Origin of the sequence: Mucilaginibacter sp. UYCu711, assembly GCF_050433825.1 — a bacterium.
Classification (GTDB): domain Bacteria; phylum Bacteroidota; class Bacteroidia; order Sphingobacteriales; family Sphingobacteriaceae; genus Mucilaginibacter.
In genome coordinates this window covers 289565-311806 of sequence record NZ_JBNPWM010000001.1, presented here as the reverse complement: position 1 = coordinate 311806, position 22242 = coordinate 289565, and the positions used below count along the sequence as shown (strand labels likewise).

Below are 22242 nucleotides of genomic sequence, written 5' to 3'. Positions count from 1 at the left end.
AACAAAATGAAACAAGATTTTGATTTAATGAATTGACTATCAATTTGTTAAAAAAGGAAATAAAACAAAGGTCAGCATTTATATAAATAAAGGTATTCCAAACAAAATTGCGTTACATTTTTTATAAGTTTAGAACATGAAAATAGCTACCTACAATGTTAACGGCGTTAATGGCCGCCTGCCGGTATTGCTTCGCTGGCTGGAAGAAACCCAGCCCGATGTGGTTTGCCTGCAGGAACTTAAAGCACCACAGGAAAAATTTCCCGAACAAGCTATTATTGACGCCGGCTACAACGCTATTTGGCACGGCCAAAAAAGCTGGAACGGGGTAGCTATACTGGCTAAGGGCGAGCTACAGGAACTTAAACGCGGCCTGCCCGGCGACCCGGAGGACCTGCACAGCCGCTATATTGAAGCTTTTGTAAACGGCGTGGTAGTAGGTTGCTTATACTTACCCAACGGCAACCCCGCACCGGGGCCCAAATTTGATTATAAGCTGCAATGGTTCGAGCGGTTTATAAGCCATGCCGCAGGCTTACTGGCACGTGGTATCCCTGTGGTACTAACCGGCGACTACAACGTTATGCCTACTGAGCAGGACGTGTACAAACCCGAACGTTGGCTTGACGATGCCCTATTCAGGCCCGAAACACGCGAAGCTTTTCACCGCCTGTTAGCCCAAGGCTGGACCGATGCCATCCGCAAGCTATATCCTACCGAAACCATCTATACCTTTTGGGACTACTTCAGAAACGCCTACGGCCGAAACGCAGGTTTACGGATAGATCATTTTTTATTGAGCCCTGAAATTGAAGGGAGTTTGCTGGCTGCAGGCGTTGACAAACACGTACGCGGCTGGGAAAAATCAAGCGACCATGCGCCGGTTTGGGTGGAGTTGGGGGATGTGTAGGTAATATTAAAAAAAGCAACGGCCCGAGCGATTCTCTATTCTGCACTTGTTTAACTTTTTCATAATGCTCAACCACCGGGAACGGATCATAATAATGATGGAATAACTTTTCCACTCCACGTACGCAGCAGAGATAAAGTTAGTGTACTAATTTGTAATTAAGTAAAAATTACTACCTTGTATTACCTATACTAAACCGATGGCAATCAGAAAATTATTTACCAGTTTATTTGTGCTTTTCAGCGTCACTTGCTTTGCACAATCAAAAAATACCGCTAAAATTTCGGGCAAAATTCCTAAAATGGCGGGCGACTCTATTTTACTGGGCAATGCAAACCATTTCTCTGTTAAAATACCTGTAGACTATTCCGGAAATTTTAGCAAGATAATTCCAATAGATAGCGCCAATTACTACAGTTTTAATGGTACAGCAATTTATCTTGAACCCCAAATGAACCTTGTAATTAATAAAATAGATTCGGTTTATATATTCACAGGCAAAGGGAGTAAAGAGAACAATATATTTAACCAGATAAATGAGTCTGTAAAACAATACTTGCCTTTTCAATATAGTGCTTTATTTGATAAGCCGTTAGACACGGAGCCCGCTGTTTTTATGAAACAGATGGATGATTACACTGCAAAAGCATCAGCATTATTGGCAGATAACAGCTTGGACAAGTTTTTTGTAAGAACACAGCAAACCAATATAGATTATTTGGTTAGATACAGTGTAGATGTGTATAGCAGGAAATATGGCGTCGACCCGCAGATGGAAAGAGAGTCGCGTGCAGTTTCAAGAACTGTTACCAGGGAAAATATCAAAGAAGTAACTACCAAGATGATAGACTTGATGACCAAAATGCATGTTAAAAGAATGGATGCACAAGGCCGTGACCTGACTCAAAAAAGAATATGGAAGGATTTTGATATTAATAATGGGGAATTATATCAATTCTCAACAACATATCGAGAACTGGTAGAAAAAAGATTAGCTCAGCTTATAAGTGCCGACAGGACCAGGAATCCTTACAGTGATGGCAAAAACGCGAATGAAATACGCTTTGATATTATCAACAAAGAGATCAGCAATGATTACATTAAACAGCGATTATTATACGTGATAATGATGTCGCTGATGAGGCCAGGCGATAAACTTGAAGCAACTTATACCAAATATATGGCCGTTGTTACAGACCCTTACTACAAAACGCAAATAACCAGGGGATATAATAATCTGAAGTTAACTGCGCCGGGTACCTTGTCGCCGCAATTTGTTTATAAGGACGCACATGATAAACCAGTAGATCTGAGCAGCTTAAAAGGTAAATATGTTTATATGGATATTTGGGCTACCTGGTGCGGCCCTTGTAAAGCAGAGATACCATCACTTAAAACGGTGGAGCAAAAATATGAGCATGACAACATCAAGTTTGTAAGTGTCTCTATTGATGAAAAGAAGGATATGACAAAATGGAAAAACTTTGTAAAAGATAACGCCTTAGGCGGCATACAGGTTTTTGCCGACAATGACTGGCATTCGGCCTTTATAACCAGTTATGACATACATAGCATCCCCCGGTTTATATTACTTGACCCTGATGGCAAGATCGTTTCGGCAGATGCGTTTAGACCCTCAAACCCGGCATTGCAGGCACAATTAGATACGTTGTTAAAGAAAAATTAATTAGTTTAAGCTTTCCAATACGGAAAGTCTTTATCCTTAAAAATCGATTTAGGCCTGCTATTTATATATACGCCTGCACGTTAGGATCTATCTTACCTTCAAAAACATCGGGCTGGATAATTACGAACCTAATGCGCTTAAACTCTGATTTTATTTGTTCGCGGATACGGTCAATAGCGTCATTTATTTCGCCTGTATTCAGGTCGGGTTTAAAAGCGATGATGATCATCACCAAAATTTCCTCTGGCGATTGATAGGTTGACATAAGGTGCATCAGTTTCAGCACCGCTTTGTCACCTTCGGCTATTTGCCTGATGCGTTTTTTGGTGTTCATTTTTATGCCTTCGCCCATTAAAAGGCTCCGGCTTTCGCGGGCCAGTATCAGCGATACAAAAATCAGTATCAGCCCCACCAAGAGCGATGCTATGCCATCTATAAAAGGTTGATGTAAATGATGGCTTAGCCACAGGCATATGGCTACTATAAACAGGCCTACAACGGCAGCGCTGTCTTCAAACAGCACTAAAAAGGTTGATGGGTCCTTGCTTTTTATGATGGCGTTCCACCAGGTCTGTCCATCGCGCAGCTTATTAAACTCTTTGGCAGCTATGATAAGCGAAGCGCCTTCAAATATAACGGAGGCAGCTAATACCACATAGCTCCAGGTAGGGTCGCCTAATGCTTCGGGGTGAATAATGTGTGTAACACCCTGGTAAACAGATACGCCGCCGCCCAACCCAAATATCAGTATAGATACCACAAACGACCAGAAATATAATTCTTTACCATACCCAAGCGGGTGGTATCTGTCGGCTTTCTTTTTACTAAGCTTTAACCCCAATAACAGCAGTAACTGGTTTATAGTGTCAACTACCGAGTGGATCCCCTCGGCAATCATAGAAGCGCTGTTGCCTATAGCCCCTGCAATAAATTTGGTAACAGCTATAAGCAGGTTTGCAAAAAGTGCCGCGTAAATTGATTTACTTGATCCTGTCATATTTATAGTAGTGTAATAAAAAGCAGCCTATTATGTTTTGAGTAATGCTAAATTTAATTGTGCGGCTTTGTAATAGATCGTAAATTGGAGCGGGATTTAAGTATAAAATTAACTTAAAGAATAATTTTTAAAACCAGAAGCTAAGGTTTATGGTTATTTCATGTCTCTATTATTATAATATAGAAACATTTACACCATTTATATTTCGAGCCATTGATCGGGCATTACAACGGTTGGTGTTAAAGCAACCGTATTGTTACAGAAATAATAACAGATGATATTCACAGAAAATGCCCCGGATATTTCGCGGCATTTTTTTATAGTCAACAATTATTGCTTACTTAGCTATATTATGAAACTGGTTTATATCGCCGTTATTTTTATAGCAATTATTATGTTTATACGCACTATACGGCGATAGAATACACCGGTTATGGCAAATTATTTTTTCTTGTAATTTTTAATAAACCATTTTAAAGCGGCATTTAAATTTGATTGCTTATAAGCCAAAACTACTTCGGTACTTACGGGGATATCGCGCAATTCGATAAACGATAACTGTAACTTGGCATATTGCTGCTTTAAAGAGAGGGGTAGTATTGAAACACCTAAACCGGCCTCAACTAATTGCACTATGGAATGAACATTATTTACTTCATGTGTAATATCGGGTTTAAACCCCAACCTGTGGCAAATTTCAACCAGTTTATCATAATAATGGGGCGCATATTCCTTATTAAAAAATATAAAGGGTTTATCCTTTATAAAATCTGCAAGCACATCGGCCTTGGCAAATTTCATCCCGGCAGATGGCACAACTACCATAAATGGGTCGAAGAACAGGGTTTGCACCGTTAACTTGTCCGATTGTACCGGCGCCCTTAATATACCTACATCAAGCTTCCCCTGCTCCAACGCCTCTATTTGTTTAATGGTGGGGCGTTCATACAAACTGGTTTTTATATAAGGGAAAACCTGCCGTAAAGCTTTTAATACTTCGGCCAGGTGCGGTTGGTAAACAGAACTGATATAACCAATTTTCAGTTCGCCGGTACCTGCGGCCTGATGAATTTGCCGGGCAATATTTTTACTTTCTTCCAGCTGCGCAAAAATTGAATCGACGGTTGCCGCAAAATACTTTCCGGCTTCAGTTAAAACTACGCGCTTGTTGTTACGTAAAAATAATTGCACGCCCAACTCTTCTTCCAGCTCCTTTATCTGCCGGCTTAATGGCGGTTGCGAAATAAACAAACTGGCAGCCGCGTTTCTAAAATGCAGGTGCTGCGCTACGGCTTTAAAATATTGCAGGTGTCTTAATTCCATTTTCAATGATACCTTTTAAATATCAATAATTGACAAAATTGATATTTTACAAATATCATTAAAACGAATAGCTTTGTCAAACCACAATTTCAAACAGCTAATAATATGAATATAAATTATGCCGGTAAAGCCACCAATGAGGAGATAAGAAACCGTTTTGATAATGACGTTGAGCGTTTCTCAAACTTAGACACCGGCCAGGCAACAACTATCGACGCCCCGTTAACCATGGAGCTTTGCACCGAAGCGGCAAAGTATATAAGCCCAAATGCTAAAAACCTGTTAGATATAGGTTGCGGCGCAGGTAACTACACGTTAAAGATGCTAAGCAAAACAGGCAATCTTAATTGCACACTTAATGATTTGAGCTTACCCATGCTTGAACGGGCCAAAGATCGTGTATCGGCGCAAACAAACGGTGAGGTTACGATTATACAGGATGATATGCGCAACCTTGATCTGCCCGATAACCACTTTGATATTATACTGGCTGCGGCAACCTTGCACCATTTGCGTGATGATGCCGACTGGGAAAACGTTTTCAGCAAGCTATACAAGGCTTTAAAACCGGGCGGCAGTATCTGGATCTCGGATCTTATTGCACATGACGCCGAGCCGCTGAACAGGTTGTTCCAGCAACGCTACAGCGATTACCTGGACACACTTGGCGGACCAGAATACCGCCAAAAGGTATTGGACTATGTTGCGCATGAGGATACCCCGCGGTCTGTAAATTACCAAATGGCCCTTTTAAAAAAAGTAGGTTTTACAGATGTAGAGATATTACATAAAAACTCCTACTTCGCAGCCTTTGGAGGAATAAAGTAGAATTAGTTGCAGGATAGTTTTACCAGAAAATTCCTGTTATCGCTACTGCAACTGCCACTTTAAAATATTTTGCGATATTCGGCCATAAATAAAGACTATGATAAACGTAAACGAATATTTTGATGGCGCGGTAAAATCGTTAGCCTATACTGCTATCGACGGCAAATCGACTATTGGGGTTATTGAAAGCGGCGAATATGAATTTGGCACATCAACCAACGAAACCATGACGGTTATTGAGGGCGAACTGGTGGCTTTATTACCTGGTGAAGCAAATTGGGAGACTTTTACCAACGGTCAATCTTTCGAGGTTCCGGCCAATACATCTTTCAAAGTTAAATCTAAAAACCAAACTTCGTATTTATGTAAATACCGGTAACAATACCGGTTTATGAATGTCGTATATTTGATTAATAACTTCAATTTATCAACTATGGATCATTCATTAATTACAACCAGCACCGGATTAGAAGGTTATCGGGTAGTTAAACATTTAGGCGTGGTACGCGGTATTACCGTACGCAGCCGCAGTGTTGCAGGCAATATAGCAGGCGGTTTTCAGTCGTTGTTTGGCGGCAGGCTTTCTATTTATGTAGAGCTTTGCGAAAACGCCCGCGAAGAAGCTTACCAGCTATTGATACAACACGCTCAGGTATTAGGCGCAAATGCCATAATTAACATGCGATATGATGCCAACGAAGTAATGCAGGGCATAACCGAAGTGCTGGCCTACGGCACCGCGGTTGTAGTAGAAAAAATATAATTTAGGATTACACCGATGGCATTTTGATTACACCGATTTTTAAAGAAAATCGGTGTAATTATCGTTCAAAATCTGATGAATCATATCTATCTAAAATAGGTCAATGGTATCTCCCTCCACATACCGTGTGCAAGGCCACCTGTAAGCAATTCATAAATCAGATAAATCGGCCAGAATATATAGCAAAGTATCAGCATTATTATAGAGTGGTTATAATACCAGTTTATCATTAAAGCATACAAGCCCAACAACAGGTATAATATGCTTGTGTCCCTCTTTTTCATTTATTATTTATAATAATAGTACATACTAAGTTAAAAAATACGCCGGTTATTTTATCCGGAAATCACTTTTCAGGCAAGTTTGCTGTGCTTAAAAGTCCAAATTTTGCGTGGCCGAAGCAACAAGTTTTCCACAAATCAACAAAATAGGTTAAAAATTGGCACTTATCCACATTTTTGGTGATAAAAAATATCAAGAATTATATACTACTTAACAAAAGTAAACTATGTTTGTGAAAACAATTCACACCTAACAAGGTTAACTTTTAAACAATTAAAAACTTATTTATGGCAACATCAGGCATCACAGCTTATTCAGTGAAAACCAAAACCAAAAACGTACCAATGATCAACCCTACTATTGATGTAAAATCAGGTAGATACATTGCTACAGGCGCAGACGCTGCAGGTAACAAAATGGCTGCAATCATGAGCAAAGCTACGGCTGAAGGTCATATCGCAAGCGGCGCTGCAAAAAAAGGTAGCGGCTGGTAAGCGGCATAACCGGTATACCGGTTTGCAAAAAATAAAAAGGCAGGATTTTCTACGTAAAATGCTGCCTTTTTATTTTACCAGTTTTTAAACGGGTGTACGGATAAACTTGAGTTATAATATTTTTCTTCGCCGCTTACCTCTACCGTAACCCAAGGCGGATGGACAAAGTATTCGTCTTCATGCCCCAACTCAATTTCGGCTATAACCAGGCCATGATTATCACCTTCAAAAACATCAATCTCCCATAGGTTACCTTCATGGGTTATACAATAGCGCGTTTTCTCTAAACCTGTTTTAACAAATTGGGCAAACAATTGGGTGGCATCGTTAACCGGTATTTCATATTCATACTCGTTACGGCTTATACCTGCTGTGCCACTTTTAAACGTAATGTACGCCTGTTTATCTGTAATGCGTAATCTTATGGTTCTGTCATCCTCATTAACCATATAGCCTTGCTGCATTTTAGTGCCTGCAGGTTTAGGCAGTTGCTGCCATTGTTTATGATCAACTAAAAACTTCCTTTCTATTTCAATACCCATGTTAAATTTGTTTCCGTATTACCAACAGTATTTATTTATGTTGGTTTAAGTTTATTTACGCCCCGTTATACTTCGAAGTGTAAAAAAATGTTAAAGTACAATAGTATTAGCCATACTATTGCATAAATAGATATATTTATCCATCTTTTTAATACGCAAAGCATACTAATGAATTCAAAAAAAATTGCTGCTACATTATTATTCTTACTTGTTATCTGCTTATCGGCTTTTGCCCAAACTGATACCATAAGCATAAATACAATTGTTACCAAAGCTGTAAAATATAACGCCGACTATCCGTTCGAAAAAGTTTACCTGCATTTTGATAAACCCTACTATGCTGTTGGCGATACCATTTGGTTTAAAGCATACTTAACAAATGATATAACTGTTAATGATGATATGACCAAAAACAAACACCTGCCATCATCAATCAGCAAGGTTTTGTATGTAGATGTTTTAACCAGTAAAGATTCAACCATACAACGTTTGAAACTACCGGTTACCGATGGGACGGCTATTGGCGATATACTGCTGCTAAAAGGTAATTATAAAGAGGGTAATTACCATATAAAAGCCTACACTAACTGGATGCGTAATTTTGACCCGGTTTATTTCTTTAGTAAAACAATACCGGTTGGTACGCTTGTAGATAAAAACGTTTTTAGCAATATAACCCTATCCGGACAATTTAAAAACAACACCGCAAAAGTTGACGCGGAAATACATTATTATACGGCTGATGGCCGCGACTATGCAGGCCGGAAAGTTAGCTGGAAAGTACAAAACACCGATGACGAAAGTATAAGCAAAGGCAAGGGCACAACTGATGCTCAGGGAAATATCAACATTAGTTTCACCACAAATAAAACAGAAGGCTTAGGCAAAGCTAACCTGATAGCAGGCATTGATATCAATAACAACACTTTTGTAAATACTTATTCGTTAAAAAATGTTGCTGCACCAATTGACGTTCAATTTTTCCCCGAAGGTGGCGACCTGGTAGCCGGCATTAAATCTAAAGTGGCCTTTAAGGCTGTTAAACCTGATGGATTAGGTACAGATGTTAAAGGAACTATAATAGATAACAGCGGCACCGTAGTAGCAACCGTTTCGGCGCTACATTTAGGCATGGGGGTGTTTGAATTAGAGCCGCAAACCGGTAAAACGTATAAGGCAACTTTAACTTTCCCGGATGGATCACAAAACACCTATGACCTGCCAAAACCCAAAGACTCGGGCATAACCGTTTCTGTAAATACTACCGATCCCGACAAACTGACGCTTACAATCTCGGCAAATGATGCCTATTTCCTGGCTAACAAATACAAAAAGATCTCAGTTTTGGGGCAATCGGGTCAGGTTATCTGTTATGGCGGGCAATCAGCACTTGTAACTAAAACCTATTCGGCTGCGATAGCTAAATCCAAATTCCCTTCCGGCGTTGCCCAGTTTACAATTTTTGCCGCAAACGGAGACCCGCTGGCAGAACGTATTGTATTTATACAACGTAATGATCAATTAAAAATAGGTTTAAGTACCGCCAAAACAACTTATGGGGTGCGTGACCCGGTGACTTTTAACGTTACGGCTAAAACAGCGGCCAACCAGCCTGCCTTAGCTAACTTATCGGTAACTGTATTGGACGATAAAAAAGTTCCGTTTGATGAAAATTCAGAAACTACCATTTTAACCAACCAATTGCTTACCTCGGACCTGAAGGGCTATATCGAAAAGCCTAACTATTATTTTAATAAGATAAGTGATAAAACTGCTGCCGATTTGGATGTTTTAATGCTTACCCAAGGTTACAGGCGCATTATTTATAAGGATGTATTTGCAAATAAACAACCTGCTATAAAGTTTTGGCCGGAAGATGGTATAGAAATTACAGGCTCATTGCGTACAAGCCAAGGTATGCCAATGCCACGCGGAACTTTAAACTTTTATATTAAAAACATGAAAGTTTCTGCAACGGTTAACACCGGCCCTGAAGGGGAATTTAAGATCTCTAAGCTATTTTTTCCCGATTCGGTTAAAGCCGTTATTAATGCCAAAGGCTCATTAAACGCTAATAACCTGATGATAATGCTCAATAATCCATCGCCACAGGCACCAACACCCAATCTTAATGCTGCGGATGAAGTGATCAACATTGATACAGTACTTAATGCCTATTTACAGAACGATAAGAGGCAGGCAGCCAATTCGCATGTAATTAAAGAAGTTGTTATTAAAGAGCAAAAGGTCGAAAAAAAGGTCAGCCACCAGGATTTTACCTCGTTGGTAGGGTTAAGCAGCATACCAGACCACGTAGTGGATGGTAAACGCCTTACTGATTGCGGTTCGTTATACGAGTGTATAAAAGCCACATTACCCGGAATTACCTACTATCAGGATAAGCTATATATAACGCGCGACTATAATGCCGGCAAAAAAGTGGAAGCGTCAATATACCTGGACGGTGCGATTGTCGATTTTCCGAATCTTTTCGGTATCCCCGCCGAGAGTATAGATCAGATAGAAATATTTAACAGCGAGGGTTTAAGCGGCGTAAACCGTATGAATAACACAAACGGGGTTATTGTTATAAGCAGTAAAAAAACTACAAAACCAAAATTAGATAGAGAGTTGCTTGCCCAGTTAACAACATCGCAATACAGTGCCGTTAACTTCACTCCTAAAGGCTATTATATGGCGCGTTCATTTTATTCGCCTAAATATGATGCTGCAAAAAACGGCTCATTTGGCGGTGATTTGAGGACAACCATTTACTGGAACCCAAAAGTACTGACTGATAAGGACGGCAATGCCACATTTGACTTTTTTAATGCTGATGGCACCGGCACCTACCGTGCCATAATTGAAGGCATTGACAGTAATGGAAATATCGGGCGCACACTTTACCGGTATACGGTAAAATAAATCCCATTATAAATAACAACAAAGGTTGGCTCAATGGGTCAACTTTTGCTTTTTTAGGGCTTTTTTAAATATGACAATCAGCCCACCATATTTAAGAACAATCAGCCTAAATTCATTGTTTATTTACCACACTATAAAAACATTATCATGGCTGATACAGCGAACTTGTACAACAAGATATTTACAATAGGCGGCGACCTTATTGTAAGCCGGTTAGGTTACGGCGCAATGCGGATAACCGGCAAAGGCATTTGGGGCCCGCCCAATAATCATGACGAATCAATCAGTGTATTAAAACGCGCGGTTGAATTAGGCGTAAACTTTATTGATACGGCAGATAGTTACGGCCCGTATGTATCGGAAGAGTTAATAGCCGAGGCACTATACCCCTATCCTAAAGGATTGGTAATTGCCACTAAGGGAGGTTTAGAACGTACCGGCCCCGATCAATGGCCAGTTAACGCGCATCCTGATCATTTAAAGGAAGCGCTGGAAGGAAGTTTAAAACGCCTGAAGCTTGACCGGATAGATCTATATCAACTACACCGGATAGACCCTAAAGTACCGGCCGAAGATACCTTTAACTTTTTAAAACAGGCACAGCAGGATGGCAAGATCAAACACATAGGGCTATCAGAAGTTAGTGTTGATGACATTAAAAAGGCGCAGCAATATTTCGAAGTGGTATCGGTTCAAAACATGTACAGCGTGGATAACCGTAAATGGGAAGCGGTATTGAACTACTGCAAAGAGCAAAACATTGCTTTCATCCCCTGGTTCCCGCTTAATGCCGGCAATGTAGCCGCGCAGGATAAGCTAAAAACCATTGCCGAAAAATACGGTGCTACTGTACACCAGGTAGCTTTAAGCTGGTTGTTAAACCATGCTGATAATATCTTGTTGATTCCCGGCACATCAAGCGTTGAGCATTTGGAAGAAAACATGAAGACAATAAATATTGAGTTGACGGCTGAAGATATCGCAGATCTCAACACTATATCTCCTGCCTTATAAGCTGTAATAAAATTAAATTTGTAATGAAAGGGCTTTGTATTATACGCAAAGCCCTTTTTTCTTTTATCAATCCGCTTACCAAAAAATTTATTAACATTTTATTAAATTGTCATAATAATGTCTATTTTTAGAAATTAAAATTGATTAAATAATAGACAAAAAGTTTTTATGAAGTACCCCCTTATATTCATAATTGCTGTTAGTTTTATGGGCATTACCGCCTGTAAAAAATTACAGGTTAAAACAGATGGCACCCCCATCAGCAATGAAGAATCGGCATTGATGATAGCTGGTTCATTGGCATCAGGCTCAAACGGCCTTGCTGCAATATCAAATGATATTTCTTTAAGCTCGCAGACGCTATATACCAATGCAACAGGTTGTGGCGCAACGCATGTTGATACGATAGTACGTCAAAATCAGCCGGGATCTGTAATACTTTGTAGCTTTAAACAAAAGATCACCAATAAGCTTAATTGTAACGCCAACAAACAGGCAGACAATGTTAGCAGCACATTAACATTCAGCGGTAATTACAATGGGCCCAAAATATCGGCGAATGGCAACGGCAGCTCAACTGTAACCGTGGCGGGTTTAACACCTGCGGCACAGGCATATGTAATTAATGGCCAGTTTAAAACCATGGGGACTTTTAAATTAAAAGCCGATACAGCAAGGGCCGGAACAATTTCAATTGATATAACGGTTAAAAATCTGCTTGTTAATAAGGCTACTGCCTCAAACCTTTCAATGATTTCAAGCGGTACAGCCACTTGCACAATAACCGGCAATTCGCCTAAAGGCGCATTTTTATTTGAGGGGACAATAGCATTCCCGGGATATAATGAAGCTATACTAACCTTGGGTACTAATACTTATTCTATAAACCTTTCATCAGGCACGGTAGAAAAGAAGAAGTAAAAGTTAATTTATAAAAAGACCCCTTGATTGGGGTCTTTTCGTTTTAGCTATTACACATTAGCCACTTTAAACGGTTTTATATCAACCGATTCCCATATCTTTTGGGTGATATACGGTTCGCCTTGTTTCCAGGCCTCCAGCTCTTCTTCATTCTCAAACTGGAGGATCATAGTCGAGCCAATCATTTTACCTTCTTCATTCAGCATCGCTCCTCCTATAACATAGTTACCTTTGGCTTTAAGGTCCTTAGCGCCATCTAAATGATGCGGCCTTACGCCCATTCTTCTTTCAAATGCGCCTTCGTCGGTGTAATCGTATGCGGTTATTAAGTATTGATCCATGGTTTATAATTTTAGTTGTTACAAATATAACACTGAGCAGACCGATTCATAACCTGTTTAATTATTTACAATTATTAATGGCGGCAGTAATACTAATAGTGTAATATTTACAATATTTGCCAAACCAATAATATAGCTTAAAATGAAATACGGTTTAGCACAAAAATTTTCTGAAATATACCATAAAGAGGCCCAACACGCTTACTTCTCGCCGGGAAGGGTAAACTTAATAGGCGAGCACATTGATTACAATGGCGGGCTTGTAATGCCGGCTGCAATTACTTTTGGCACCTACTTATTAATAAGTACCAACCAGGATAACGTGTTCCGCTTTAAGAGCCTGAATTTTGATGAGAACCCGGAGATCACTTTAAAAGACGGCTATGAAAAAGATGGCGATGGCTGGTACAATTTCCCTTTAGGGGTAATCAACCATTTTCTGAAAGACGGCCATAAACTGGGAGGACTTGATCTGTTATTTTTTGGCGATATACCTATTGGCGCAGGTTTATCATCATCTGCATCAATTGAGGTGGTAATGGCCTATGCTTTAAACGATCTGTTTAATGGTGGTTATACTAAACTGGAGCTGGTGAAGATTGCCAAGTCGGTAGAGAATAACTTTATAGGCATGAACTGTGGTATTATGGACCAGTTTGCTGTTGCCTTTGGCGAAAAGGACAAAGCTATTGTATTAAACTGCGACACGCTTAAATATGATATTGTACCAAGCAACTTAGGCGATTATGTGCTGGCTATCATCAATACCAATAAATCGCGTAAACTGGTCGAGTCGAAATACAATGAGCGTGTTGAAGAGTGCCAGGCAGCGTTAAAAGCGCTTAACCAGGAGCTCAGTATTAATTACTTATGCGATATTGATACCGCTACTTTTAATCTGCATAAAAATTTAATAGCTGATGAGGTGGTGCGCAAACGTGCCCAACACGTTGTTGAAGAGAACGACAGGGTAAAATTAGCCGCCGATACGCTTGCGGCAAACGATCTAATCGGTTTTGGCAAACTGATGTATGCCTCGCACGACTCATTACGTGACCTGTACGAAGTTAGCGGCAAAGAGCTTGATACAGTAGTAGAATATGCTAAAACTAACCCACACGTAGCCGGAGCACGCATGACAGGCGCAGGATTTGGCGGCTGTGCCATAGCTTTAGTTAAACATGACGAATTTGAAAACTTCAGCCAGGAATTAAATACTTATTATACAGCTAAAATTGGTTACGCCCCATCTGTATATCAATCATTGATTGGTATAGGTGTTGGGACATTGTCATTAAACAGCGAAGCATAACTAAAGTGCGAAAATTAAAATTAGACGAGCTTAACCGCGCCACCATATCTGAATTTAAAGATCAGCAGAAACTACCCCTAGCAGTGGTACTGGACAGCGTACGCAGTATGCATAATATTGGGTCGATATTTCGTACGTCGGATGGGTTTGCGGTGGAGCAGATCTGTTTATGCGGGATAACGGCGCAGCCCCCGCATCGCGAGATAGAGAAAACGGCACTTGGGGCAACCCAGTCTGTTAACTGGACGTACCATGAGGACGCTGTAGCAGCTGTTAAACAATTACGCGCAGAGGGTTACCAGATCATAGCAATTGAGCAGGCCGAAAACAGCGTGATGCTTAACGAATTTATCCCCAACAAAACCACCAAATACGCGTTAATATTTGGTAATGAGGTAAATGGCGTTAGCGATGAAGTGATGCAAATAATTGATACCTGTATAGAAATACCGCAGTTTGGCACCAAGCATTCGTTCAATATCGTGGTATCGGCAGGTATTGTATTGTGGGATTTCTTTGCTAAATTGAATTTGTAAATATTGGCGTATGAGCGCATTAGCTAAAAAACTATTCATAAAACCCAGTAAAAACTGGTTGTTTTATAATGCTCCCAAAAGCTACTTCGCCATACTTGAACCTTTACCCGAAGGTGTTACCTTATTTTTCAACCCCAGCAGGCAATTTGACGGGGTGCAGCTATTTGTTAAAGATGCCGCTGAACTGGCTGAATCTTTAAAGATAATTGTACCGGTATTAAAACCCGATACCATTTTCTGGATAACCTACCCCAAAAAGAGTTCGGGTATTAAAAGCGACCTGGAAATGATGGGCAGCTGGGACGAAGTGGCCAAATATGATCTCCGAATCGTAGCCTCGGCAGCTATTGATGATACCTGGACCGCATTACGTTTCAGGCCGCTTGGGCAGGCAAGAGAGCCAGAAGGGAACAAGGAAAACATCCGCCAAAACGAGTACAGCGCCTATATCGATGTGGATAACAAGCAGATAAAGCTCCCACCCATCATAGCCGATGCCCTGAAAACCGAACCCCGGGCTATGGATTTTTACCAGCAGCTCTCCTACTCCAACAAAAAAGAATACGTCCTCTGGATCCTTACCGCCAAACAGGAAAAGACCCGCGACGAGCGATTGGTTAGACTGGCAGAGAAATTAAATGACGGCAAAAAGAACCCATCAGAAAAGTAAATATTTTTATTTGTTTTTATTTATGGACAAAAATTAGCCGTTTATGCATAAAAAGTAGCCATTTATGCACCATTTAGATACTCCTAATCACCCGCTTTTACCCAGATAAGCACCAAAATTTACCACTGGTATTGCGCACTCATCAAAAAAATTATGGGTTATAAAAAATATCCTCTCCCGCACACGCGAAAGAGGATCTCCAATATTATTCCCCCTTCAGGGGGTTAGGTGGCCTACGAATCAAACACCTGGTCGAACTGGTTAACAGAATCCTTGCTCTCTAATACAGAGTGTCCCATTAAAAACTCATCAACCTTGCGGGCGCATTCGCGGCCTTCTGATATCGCCCAAACAACCAATGATTGTCCGCGGCGCATATCGCCTGCTGTAAATACTTTACTTACGTTGGTACGGTAAACGCCTTCTTTAGCATTTACGTTTTTGCGGCCGTCTAATTCAACACCAAGGCTCTGCAACATACCTGCGTATTGCGGGTTTAAGAAACCCATTGCCAGGAACACTCTTTGGCAAGGTATCTCGCGCTCTGATCCTTCAACTTCGCTAAACTTAATAGGGCGGCCCATTACATCAACTTCCCAGCTAACGTCTGTTACGCGCAGCGCTCTAAGGTTGCCGTTCTCATCGCCTAAGAACTCTTTGGTATTTACACCCCAATGGCGCTCAACACCTTCTTCGTGCGAACTGGTGATCTTTAACACCATAGGGTAAGTTGGCCATGGCATGTGTTGTGTGCGCTGCTCAGGCGGTTGAAACATCACCTCAAATTGTTTAATAGATGCCGCACCCTGGCGGTTTGATGTACCAACACAGTCTGATCCGGTATCACCACCACCAATAACTACTACATCTTTACCGGTAGCTAAAATATCTTCGGCTGTAATGGGCGAGTTGCCAACACGTTTGTTTTGTTGCTTTAAAAAGTCCATCGCAAAATGGATGCCTTTCAGTTCACGGCCTGGGATAGGTAGATCGCGCGGAATGGTTGAACCGCCCGATAAAACCACCGCGTCATTACTACGCACCAGTTCATCGGCAGCTATATCCTTACCTATTTCGGTATTGGTTTTAAATATAACGCCGTCTTTCTCCATCACCTCCATACGGCGGTCGATGATCCATTTTTCCATTTTGAAATCAGGGATACCATAACGTAATAAGCCGCCAATTTTATCATCGCGCTCATATAGCGTAACCTCGTGGCCGGCTTTGCTTAATTGCGCGGCGGCAGCTAATCCGGCAGGACCAGAACCAACAACGGCAATTTTTTTACCGGTTTTAACCAATGGCGCTACCGGTTTTACCAGGTTTTTCTGGTAAGCAATTTCTATAATGTGTTTTTCTATCTCTTCAATTGCAACCGGCGGTTTGTTTATGCCCAATACACATGCAGATTCGCACGGTGCCGGGCAAATGCGGCCGGTAAATTCAGGGAAGTTATTGGTTGATGCAAGGATCTGGTAAGCCTCTTCCCATTTTTTATTATAAACCGCGTCGTTAAACTCAGGGATGATATTACCCAGCGGGCAGCCCGAATGGCAAAACGGAATACCACAGTCCATGCAGCGCGCCGATTGTTTATTTAACTCTTCGTCTGTATATAAGCTCTCAAATTCGTTATAGTTTTTTACACGTTCTGCAGGCGATAATTTTTCAGGCATCTTCCTGTCGTATTCCTGAAATCCTGTTACTTTTCCCATCTGTGAATTATTTGCTTACAGTTTGATATTCTAATTTCTCTACTACTTTTTTATACTCCTTAGGGAACACTTTCACAAAATCTGTAGAAGCCTTGTTCCAGTTTTTGATGATCGATTGCGCCAGCTTGCTGCCGGTTAAGCTAACATGCTTACGCAATAAAGTAAGGATCTGCTCCTCGTCTTTAAGCGTCAGCGGGTCAAGGTCAACCATTTCCATATTGCAGTTTTCGGCAAAATCGCCATCCGGATTATAAACCCAGGCGATACCGCCGCTCATGCCTGCGGCAAAGTTACGGCCCGTTTTCCCAAGGATAAGCGCCAAGCCGCCGGTCATGTACTCGCAACCATGGTCGCCAATACCTTCAACAACTGTTGTAGCGCCCGAGTTACGTACCGCGAAACGCTCGCCGGCCATGCCGCCAATAAAGGCTTCGCCCGATGTTGCACCGTATAAGGCAACATTACCTATGATAATATTTTCTTCGGCCAGGTAAGTGGCGTCAGCCGATGAATAAACCGCCAGTTGCGCACCGGATAAACCTTTACCTACATAATCATTAGCTTCGCCTTCCAGCTCAAACGATACGCCTTTGGTTGCAAAAGCGCCAAAGCTTTGCCCGGCTGATCCTTTAAATTTATAGTTGATGGTATTATCAGGCAAACCGGCCGAGCCGTAGATCTTCGAGATCTCGTTTGATAACAACGCGCCAATGGTACGGTCGGTGTTCTTCACATCATAAGTACCAAATACCGGTGTTTTATCAGCTAATGCAGGTTTTGCGTCTTCCCATAATTTCCAGTCGATGATCTCGGCCATGCCATGATCCTGCGATTCGCTGTTGTACAGCGTAACATCTTTTGGATTATTTACCGGGTGCAGGATACCTGAAAGATCAACTTTCTTAGCCTTCCAACTCTTAATATTATCTCTTACCTTCAGGAACTGAACGCGGCCCACCATTTCGTTAATGGTACGGAAACCTAACTCGGCCATGATCTCTCGCAGCTCCTCGGTCATAAATTTAAATAAGTTTACAACGTGCTCCGGCTTGCCAGAGAATAATTTTCTTAATTCCGGATCTTGTGTAGCAACACCAACCGGGCAGGTATTTAAATGACACTTACGCATCATGATACAACCACCGGCAACTAACGCCGCGGTTGCAACACCCCACTCCTCTGCACCCATTAAGGCTGCAATAGCTAAATCGCGGCCTGTTTTAAGCTGACCATCTGTTTGTAACACCACGCGGCTGCGTAGTTTATTGCGTACCAGTGTCTGGTGTGCTTCGGCTAAGCCGAGCTCCCATGGTAAACCTGCGTGTTTTACCGAGCTTATTGGCGATGCACCGGTACCACCGTCATAGCCGGCTATCAGGATAACATCGGCATGTGCTTTGGCAACACCTGCGGCTATAGTGCCCACACCTGCTTTTGATACCAGCTTAACGTTGATACGGGCAGTGCGGTTAGCATTTTTTAAGTCGAATATCAGCTGCGCCAAATCCTCAATCGAATAAATATCGTGGTGCGGCGGCGGCGATATCAAACCAACGCCCGGGGTTGAGTGACGGGTTTTTGCTATCCAGTCGTCAACCTTATGGCCCGGTAACTGCCCCCCTTCGCCGGGTTTTGCACCTTGCGCCATTTTAATTTGTAGTTCGTCGGCGTTAGTCAGGTAGTTTGAGGTAACCCCAAAACGACCAGATGCTACCTGCTTGATAGACGAACGCATAGAATCGCCGTTAGGCAATGGTTCGTAACGCATTTCGTCCTCGCCACCTTCGCCGGTATTGCTGCGGCCGCCAATACGGTTCATGGCAATTGCCATGGTGCTGTGTGCCTCGTGCGATATCGAGCCAAATGACATTGCACCGGTAGCGAAACGCTTCATGATGTTTTCTGCCGGCTCAACCTCGTCTATCGAGATCGCTTCGCGGTGATGTGCAAAATCTAATAAACCACGAATGGTGTAATGTTTCTCGCTTTGCTCGTTAATAGCTTTAGCGTAGTTTTTATAAACCTCATAGTTATTGCTGCGGGTAGCATGTTGCAATAAGTGTACGGTAGTGGGGTTAAATAAGTGTTCTTCGCCACGGCGTTTCCACTGGTAAATACCACCTTCAGGTAATAAACGGCTTTCGTTTTTAGCGCCAAAGCCTATGCGGTGTTTGCAAAGCGATTCGCGTGCGATCTCATCCAAACCTAAACCGCCGATACGGGTAACCGCTCCGCAGAAATATTTATTTACTACGTCTTTGTTCAATCCCAGGATCTCGAACACCTGCGATCCATGGTATGACTGCAGGGTAGAGATACCCATTTTCGAGAAGATCTTTAACAGACCGTCGTTAATGGATTTTACATAGTTCTTTAACAGATATTTAGTGTCCAGGTTGGTTTCTAATGCACCGCTTTCTTTTAAGTTCTCGATAGTTGCCTGTGCCAGGTATGGGTTAATGGCAGTCGCGCCAAATGCTAATAAACAGGCAAAGTGGTGTACTTCCCAAACGTCACCGGTCTCAACTACGATACCTACAGCGCCACGCAAGCCTTTTTTTATCAGGTGGTGATGCACGGCAGATACCGCTAATAACGATGGTATAGGCGCGTGCTCAGAGTCGACCGCGCGGTCAGATAATATCAATACTTCAAATCCATCGGCAACAGCATCCTCCGCATAGCGGCAAACACGCTCGATACCTTTTTGTAACGAACCCGGGTTACCATCAGCGTTAAAATAGGTTTGTAGCGTTTTAGCATGGAACATGCCGGTATCAATACTGCGAAGTTTTTCTAACTGGTGATTTTTTAAGATCGGGTGTTTAAGCGTTACGCAATGGCAATGCATTTTATCCTCGTCCAATAAATTACCGTTGTTACCTATAAAGGTAGCCAGGCTCATTACCAAACGCTCGCGGATAGGGTCTATCGGCGGGTTGGTTACCTGCGCAAAAAACTGCTTAAAGTAGCTTGATAAATGCTGCGGCTTGTCTGACAGGATAGCCAAAGGCACATCAGTACCCATTGATCCTATCGGCTCTTTACCATCAAGCGCCATTGGTTTGATAATGGTATCGATATCCTCGCGGCTATAGCCAAATACCTGCTGGTAGCGGAAAACCGAATCGGCGCTTAGGTTAGCAAAAGCTAAACGCGGCTCGGTAAGGTCCTCCATCTTTATTTTATAGTTCTCTAACCAGCGGCCGTAAGGCTGGCGAGACGCTATTTGTTGTTTTATCTCTTCGTCGGTAATGATCTTGCCGTGCTCGGTATCGATCAATAACATTTTACCCGGCTGTAAACGGCCTTTACGTAAAACTGTTTTCTCGTCTATTTTAAGTACACCTGTTTCAGAGGCTGCTATAACACGGCCATCATTAGTTATGGTATAACGTAATGGGCGCAGGCCGTTACGGTCAAGCACCGCGCCTACCAGTTTACCATCGGTAAAGCTGATTGCTGCCGGTCCATCCCATGGCTCCATTAACGTAGCGTGGAACTCGTAGAAAGCTTTCTTTATCGGGTCCATCTGCTCGTTACCGTCCCATGCTTCGGGTATCAGCATCATCATTACGTGTGGTAATGAGCGGCCGGTATGTTGCAGGATCTCGATGATGTTATCTAAACAGGCCGAATCCGACTGGTTATTATCAACCACCGGTAACAGCATCTCCATCTCCTCGTTAGTGAAGTAGGCAGACGCGTATGATTTCAGGCCTGAGTAAAACCAGTTTAAGTTACCGGTTAATGTATTGATCTCGCCATTATGCGCTATCATACGGAACGGCTGGGCCAGTTTCCACGATGGGAACGTATTGGTTGAGAAACGCGAGTGAACCACCGCCAAAGCTGATGCCATACGCGGATCGGTAAGATCAGCATAATACTGGCGCAACTGGTAAGTAGTTAACTGGCCTTTATATACAATGGTTTTGCAGGATAACGACGGGAAATAAAAGTCATTCCTTGCACTGGGTATAGTTTCGGTAACTGTTTTGTTGATGTATCTTCTTAATACGTATAGCTTACGTTCAAAATCTTCGGTATTGGTAATATGGAGCGGCCTTGAAATAAACACCTGCTCAACATCCGGTTCGGCGCTGCGTGCTGTTTCGCCTATTACTGACGAGTTTACCGTTAATTTACGATAGCCTAATTTATGAAGTCCTAACTTATCAATTGCATTATCAATTACCGTGCGGCAGGCTTTTTTAAGTACCGATTCCTTCGGTAAAAATATCATACCTACACCATACTCGCCCGGTTCGGGCAGGCTGATCTCCAGGTATGAGCATTCTTCCATGAAAAACTCATGGGGCAGTTGTATCAATATACCCGCGCCATCGCCCGAATCGGGATCGCAGCCGCAGGCACCTCTATGTTCCATGTTTTCTAACATGGTAAGCGCATTATCAATTATCTGGTTGTCTTTATGACCATTAATATTGGTGATAAAGCCTGTACCGCAAGAGTCGTGTTCAAATTCTGGCCTGTAAAGACCCTGTCGTGTGCTATCGTTCTGATCCATCGCTATACAAACGGGTTTATAAGTGTTCGTAACCACGAAAATACAGAATGCAAAACGTTTTTACGATATAAATATTAATTTTTGGTATTCTCTTAAAAATTGGCAGATAATATAGGCGATAATTTAAAATTTAATAAAAAATTAACAAATCATATTAAATTATCGCAAATTATATGACTTAAATTATATGGATCGGCAATAAGTAGTTCTATTGATTTGATAGTCGAACTTTAATTTTATTTAAAGATTTATAGCAAAATGTAATTGGGGAGAATGTTTTTAAACCTTATTTAATTTTTTAAATGAAGGAAATCAACAGCGATAATCGGCGACAACTCACCCGCTCTACGCTTCGCTGGAGCACCCTCTCTTCGCCTTCGGCGGAAAGAGGGTAATTTAGGCATGGTTATATAAAACAACCCTCTTTACCGCTTGCGGAAGAGAGGGT

General features: G+C 41.9%; 19 protein-coding genes. 12 read left to right on the top strand and 7 right to left on the bottom strand.

All coding sequences use genetic code 11. The features are described 5' to 3' along the window. The first annotated feature begins 136 nt into the window (after positions 1-136). Both xth and ABIB50_RS01510 read left to right on the top strand, forming a co-directional pair. Entirely contained in the window at positions 137-910 is a 774-nt protein-coding gene (xth, locus tag ABIB50_RS01515) for an exodeoxyribonuclease III (RefSeq protein WP_429376649.1), read from the top strand. Positions 911-1109: 199 nt separating this feature from the next. After that, positions 1110-2597 (top strand): TlpA family protein disulfide reductase, encoded by a 1488-nt coding sequence (locus ABIB50_RS01510; RefSeq protein WP_429376648.1) that lies wholly within the window; start codon positions 1110-1112, stop codon positions 2595-2597. A gap of 61 nt (positions 2598-2658) precedes the next feature. Here the strand turns inward: ABIB50_RS01510 and ABIB50_RS01505 are convergent, their stop codons facing one another. Both ABIB50_RS01505 and ABIB50_RS01500 read right to left on the bottom strand, forming a co-directional pair. Next, positions 2659-3594, bottom strand: a complete 936-nt coding sequence (locus ABIB50_RS01505; RefSeq protein ID WP_429376646.1) for a cation diffusion facilitator family transporter — start codon at positions 3592-3594, stop codon at positions 2659-2661. Positions 3595-4035: 441 nt separating this feature from the next. Continuing rightward, positions 4036-4917: a LysR family transcriptional regulator gene (locus ABIB50_RS01500; protein WP_429376644.1), complete on the bottom strand. Its 882-nt coding sequence runs from the start codon at positions 4915-4917 to the stop codon at positions 4036-4038. A 105-nt stretch (positions 4918-5022) separates the two neighbouring features. Between ABIB50_RS01500 and ABIB50_RS01495 the strand changes: the two genes are divergently transcribed. The 3 genes from ABIB50_RS01495 (at position 5023) to ABIB50_RS01485 (ending at position 6508) form a co-directional block, all read left to right on the top strand. Beyond that, a complete protein-coding gene (locus tag ABIB50_RS01495) occupies positions 5023-5745 on the top strand; it encodes a class I SAM-dependent methyltransferase (protein ID WP_429376642.1) in 723 nt (240 codons plus the stop codon). 97 nt (positions 5746-5842) lie between these two features. After that, on the top strand, positions 5843-6124 hold the full coding sequence (locus tag ABIB50_RS01490) for a pyrimidine/purine nucleoside phosphorylase (protein ID WP_429376640.1): 282 nt from the start codon (positions 5843-5845) through the stop codon (positions 6122-6124). Between the two features lie 54 nt (positions 6125-6178). Further along, positions 6179-6508 (top strand): YbjQ family protein, encoded by a 330-nt coding sequence (locus ABIB50_RS01485; RefSeq protein ID WP_429376639.1) that lies wholly within the window; start codon positions 6179-6181, stop codon positions 6506-6508. A gap of 86 nt (positions 6509-6594) precedes the next feature. Here ABIB50_RS01485 and ABIB50_RS01480 read toward each other — a convergent pair whose 3' ends face one another. Beyond that, positions 6595-6792: a hypothetical protein gene (locus ABIB50_RS01480; RefSeq protein WP_429376637.1), complete on the bottom strand. Its 198-nt coding sequence runs from the start codon at positions 6790-6792 to the stop codon at positions 6595-6597. 285 nt (positions 6793-7077) lie between these two features. On the opposite strand from ABIB50_RS01480, the gene ABIB50_RS01475 reads away from it, so the two are divergent. After that, positions 7078-7284: a hypothetical protein gene (locus ABIB50_RS01475; RefSeq protein WP_429376636.1), complete on the top strand. Its 207-nt coding sequence runs from the start codon at positions 7078-7080 to the stop codon at positions 7282-7284. Positions 7285-7358: 74 nt separating this feature from the next. On the opposite strand, the gene ABIB50_RS01470 is transcribed toward ABIB50_RS01475, so the two are convergent. Next, positions 7359-7826: a CYTH domain-containing protein gene (locus tag ABIB50_RS01470; protein WP_429376634.1), complete on the bottom strand. Its 468-nt coding sequence runs from the start codon at positions 7824-7826 to the stop codon at positions 7359-7361. A gap of 168 nt (positions 7827-7994) precedes the next feature. Between ABIB50_RS01470 and ABIB50_RS01465 the strand changes: the two genes are divergently transcribed. The 3 genes from ABIB50_RS01465 (at position 7995) to ABIB50_RS01455 (ending at position 12686) form a co-directional block, all read left to right on the top strand. Further along, complete coding sequence (locus ABIB50_RS01465; RefSeq protein ID WP_429376632.1) at positions 7995-10751, top strand: carboxypeptidase regulatory-like domain-containing protein; 2757 nt, start codon at positions 7995-7997, stop codon at positions 10749-10751. A 147-nt stretch (positions 10752-10898) separates the two neighbouring features. Then, the gene (locus ABIB50_RS01460; RefSeq protein ID WP_429376631.1) at positions 10899-11765 is read left to right on the top strand and encodes an aldo/keto reductase; all 867 of its coding nucleotides are present in this window, start codon (positions 10899-10901) and stop codon (positions 11763-11765) included. A gap of 168 nt (positions 11766-11933) precedes the next feature. Continuing rightward, positions 11934-12686: a hypothetical protein gene (locus ABIB50_RS01455; RefSeq protein ID WP_429376629.1), complete on the top strand. Its 753-nt coding sequence runs from the start codon at positions 11934-11936 to the stop codon at positions 12684-12686. Between the two features lie 50 nt (positions 12687-12736). Here ABIB50_RS01455 and ABIB50_RS01450 read toward each other — a convergent pair whose 3' ends face one another. Continuing rightward, a complete protein-coding gene (locus ABIB50_RS01450; RefSeq protein WP_429376627.1) occupies positions 12737-13027 on the bottom strand; it encodes a YciI family protein in 291 nt (96 codons plus the stop codon). A gap of 142 nt (positions 13028-13169) precedes the next feature. On the opposite strand from ABIB50_RS01450, the gene ABIB50_RS01445 reads away from it, so the two are divergent. From ABIB50_RS01445 to ABIB50_RS01435, 3 genes are read left to right on the top strand one after another with little or no spacing between them, the layout of a single operon-like run. Next, positions 13170-14339 (top strand): galactokinase, encoded by a 1170-nt coding sequence (locus tag ABIB50_RS01445; RefSeq protein WP_429376625.1) that lies wholly within the window; start codon positions 13170-13172, stop codon positions 14337-14339. Between the two features lie 5 nt (positions 14340-14344). Continuing rightward, on the top strand, positions 14345-14875 hold the full coding sequence (locus ABIB50_RS01440) for an RNA methyltransferase (RefSeq protein WP_429376624.1): 531 nt from the start codon (positions 14345-14347) through the stop codon (positions 14873-14875). Between the two features lie 10 nt (positions 14876-14885). Then, positions 14886-15545, top strand: coding sequence for a YdeI/OmpD-associated family protein (locus ABIB50_RS01435; protein WP_429376622.1), 660 nt, complete (start codon positions 14886-14888; stop codon positions 15543-15545). 233 nt (positions 15546-15778) lie between these two features. On the opposite strand, the gene ABIB50_RS01430 is transcribed toward ABIB50_RS01435, so the two are convergent. Together ABIB50_RS01430 and gltB are read right to left on the bottom strand one after the other, a co-directional pair. Further along, the gene (locus tag ABIB50_RS01430; protein WP_429376620.1) at positions 15779-17263 is read right to left on the bottom strand and encodes a glutamate synthase subunit beta; all 1485 of its coding nucleotides are present in this window, start codon (positions 17261-17263) and stop codon (positions 15779-15781) included. 7 nt (positions 17264-17270) lie between these two features. Continuing rightward, the gene (gene gltB, locus ABIB50_RS01425; RefSeq protein WP_429376619.1) at positions 17271-21794 is read right to left on the bottom strand and encodes a glutamate synthase large subunit; all 4524 of its coding nucleotides are present in this window, start codon (positions 21792-21794) and stop codon (positions 17271-17273) included. Positions 21795-22242 lie beyond the last annotated feature (448 nt).

Coding starts and splice junctions, on each gene's coding strand:
- ABIB50_RS01490 (WP_429376640.1), top strand. CDS start 5,843: ATGATAAACGTAAACGAATATTTTGATGGCGCGGTAAAATCGTTAGCC.
- ABIB50_RS01455 (WP_429376629.1), top strand. CDS start 11,934: ATGAAGTACCCCCTTATATTCATAATTGCTGTTAGTTTTATGGGCATT.
- ABIB50_RS01445 (WP_429376625.1), top strand. CDS start 13,170: ATGAAATACGGTTTAGCACAAAAATTTTCTGAAATATACCATAAAGAG.
- ABIB50_RS01505 (WP_429376646.1), bottom strand. CDS start 3,594: ATGACAGGATCAAGTAAATCAATTTACGCGGCACTTTTTGCAAACCTG.
- ABIB50_RS01510 (WP_429376648.1), top strand. CDS start 1,110: ATGGCAATCAGAAAATTATTTACCAGTTTATTTGTGCTTTTCAGCGTC.
- ABIB50_RS01500 (WP_429376644.1), bottom strand. CDS start 4,917: ATGGAATTAAGACACCTGCAATATTTTAAAGCCGTAGCGCAGCACCTG.
- ABIB50_RS01495 (WP_429376642.1), top strand. CDS start 5,023: ATGAATATAAATTATGCCGGTAAAGCCACCAATGAGGAGATAAGAAAC.
- ABIB50_RS01460 (WP_429376631.1), top strand. CDS start 10,899: ATGGCTGATACAGCGAACTTGTACAACAAGATATTTACAATAGGCGGC.
- ABIB50_RS01470 (WP_429376634.1), bottom strand. CDS start 7,826: ATGGGTATTGAAATAGAAAGGAAGTTTTTAGTTGATCATAAACAATGG.
- ABIB50_RS01480 (WP_429376637.1), bottom strand. CDS start 6,792: ATGAAAAAGAGGGACACAAGCATATTATACCTGTTGTTGGGCTTGTAT.
- ABIB50_RS01475 (WP_429376636.1), top strand. CDS start 7,078: ATGGCAACATCAGGCATCACAGCTTATTCAGTGAAAACCAAAACCAAA.
- xth (WP_429376649.1), top strand. CDS start 137: ATGAAAATAGCTACCTACAATGTTAACGGCGTTAATGGCCGCCTGCCG.
- ABIB50_RS01450 (WP_429376627.1), bottom strand. CDS start 13,027: ATGGATCAATACTTAATAACCGCATACGATTACACCGACGAAGGCGCA.
- gltB (WP_429376619.1), bottom strand. CDS start 21,794: ATGGATCAGAACGATAGCACACGACAGGGTCTTTACAGGCCAGAATTT.
- ABIB50_RS01430 (WP_429376620.1), bottom strand. CDS start 17,263: ATGGGAAAAGTAACAGGATTTCAGGAATACGACAGGAAGATGCCTGAA.
- ABIB50_RS01465 (WP_429376632.1), top strand. CDS start 7,995: ATGAATTCAAAAAAAATTGCTGCTACATTATTATTCTTACTTGTTATC.
- ABIB50_RS01435 (WP_429376622.1), top strand. CDS start 14,886: ATGAGCGCATTAGCTAAAAAACTATTCATAAAACCCAGTAAAAACTGG.
- ABIB50_RS01485 (WP_429376639.1), top strand. CDS start 6,179: ATGGATCATTCATTAATTACAACCAGCACCGGATTAGAAGGTTATCGG.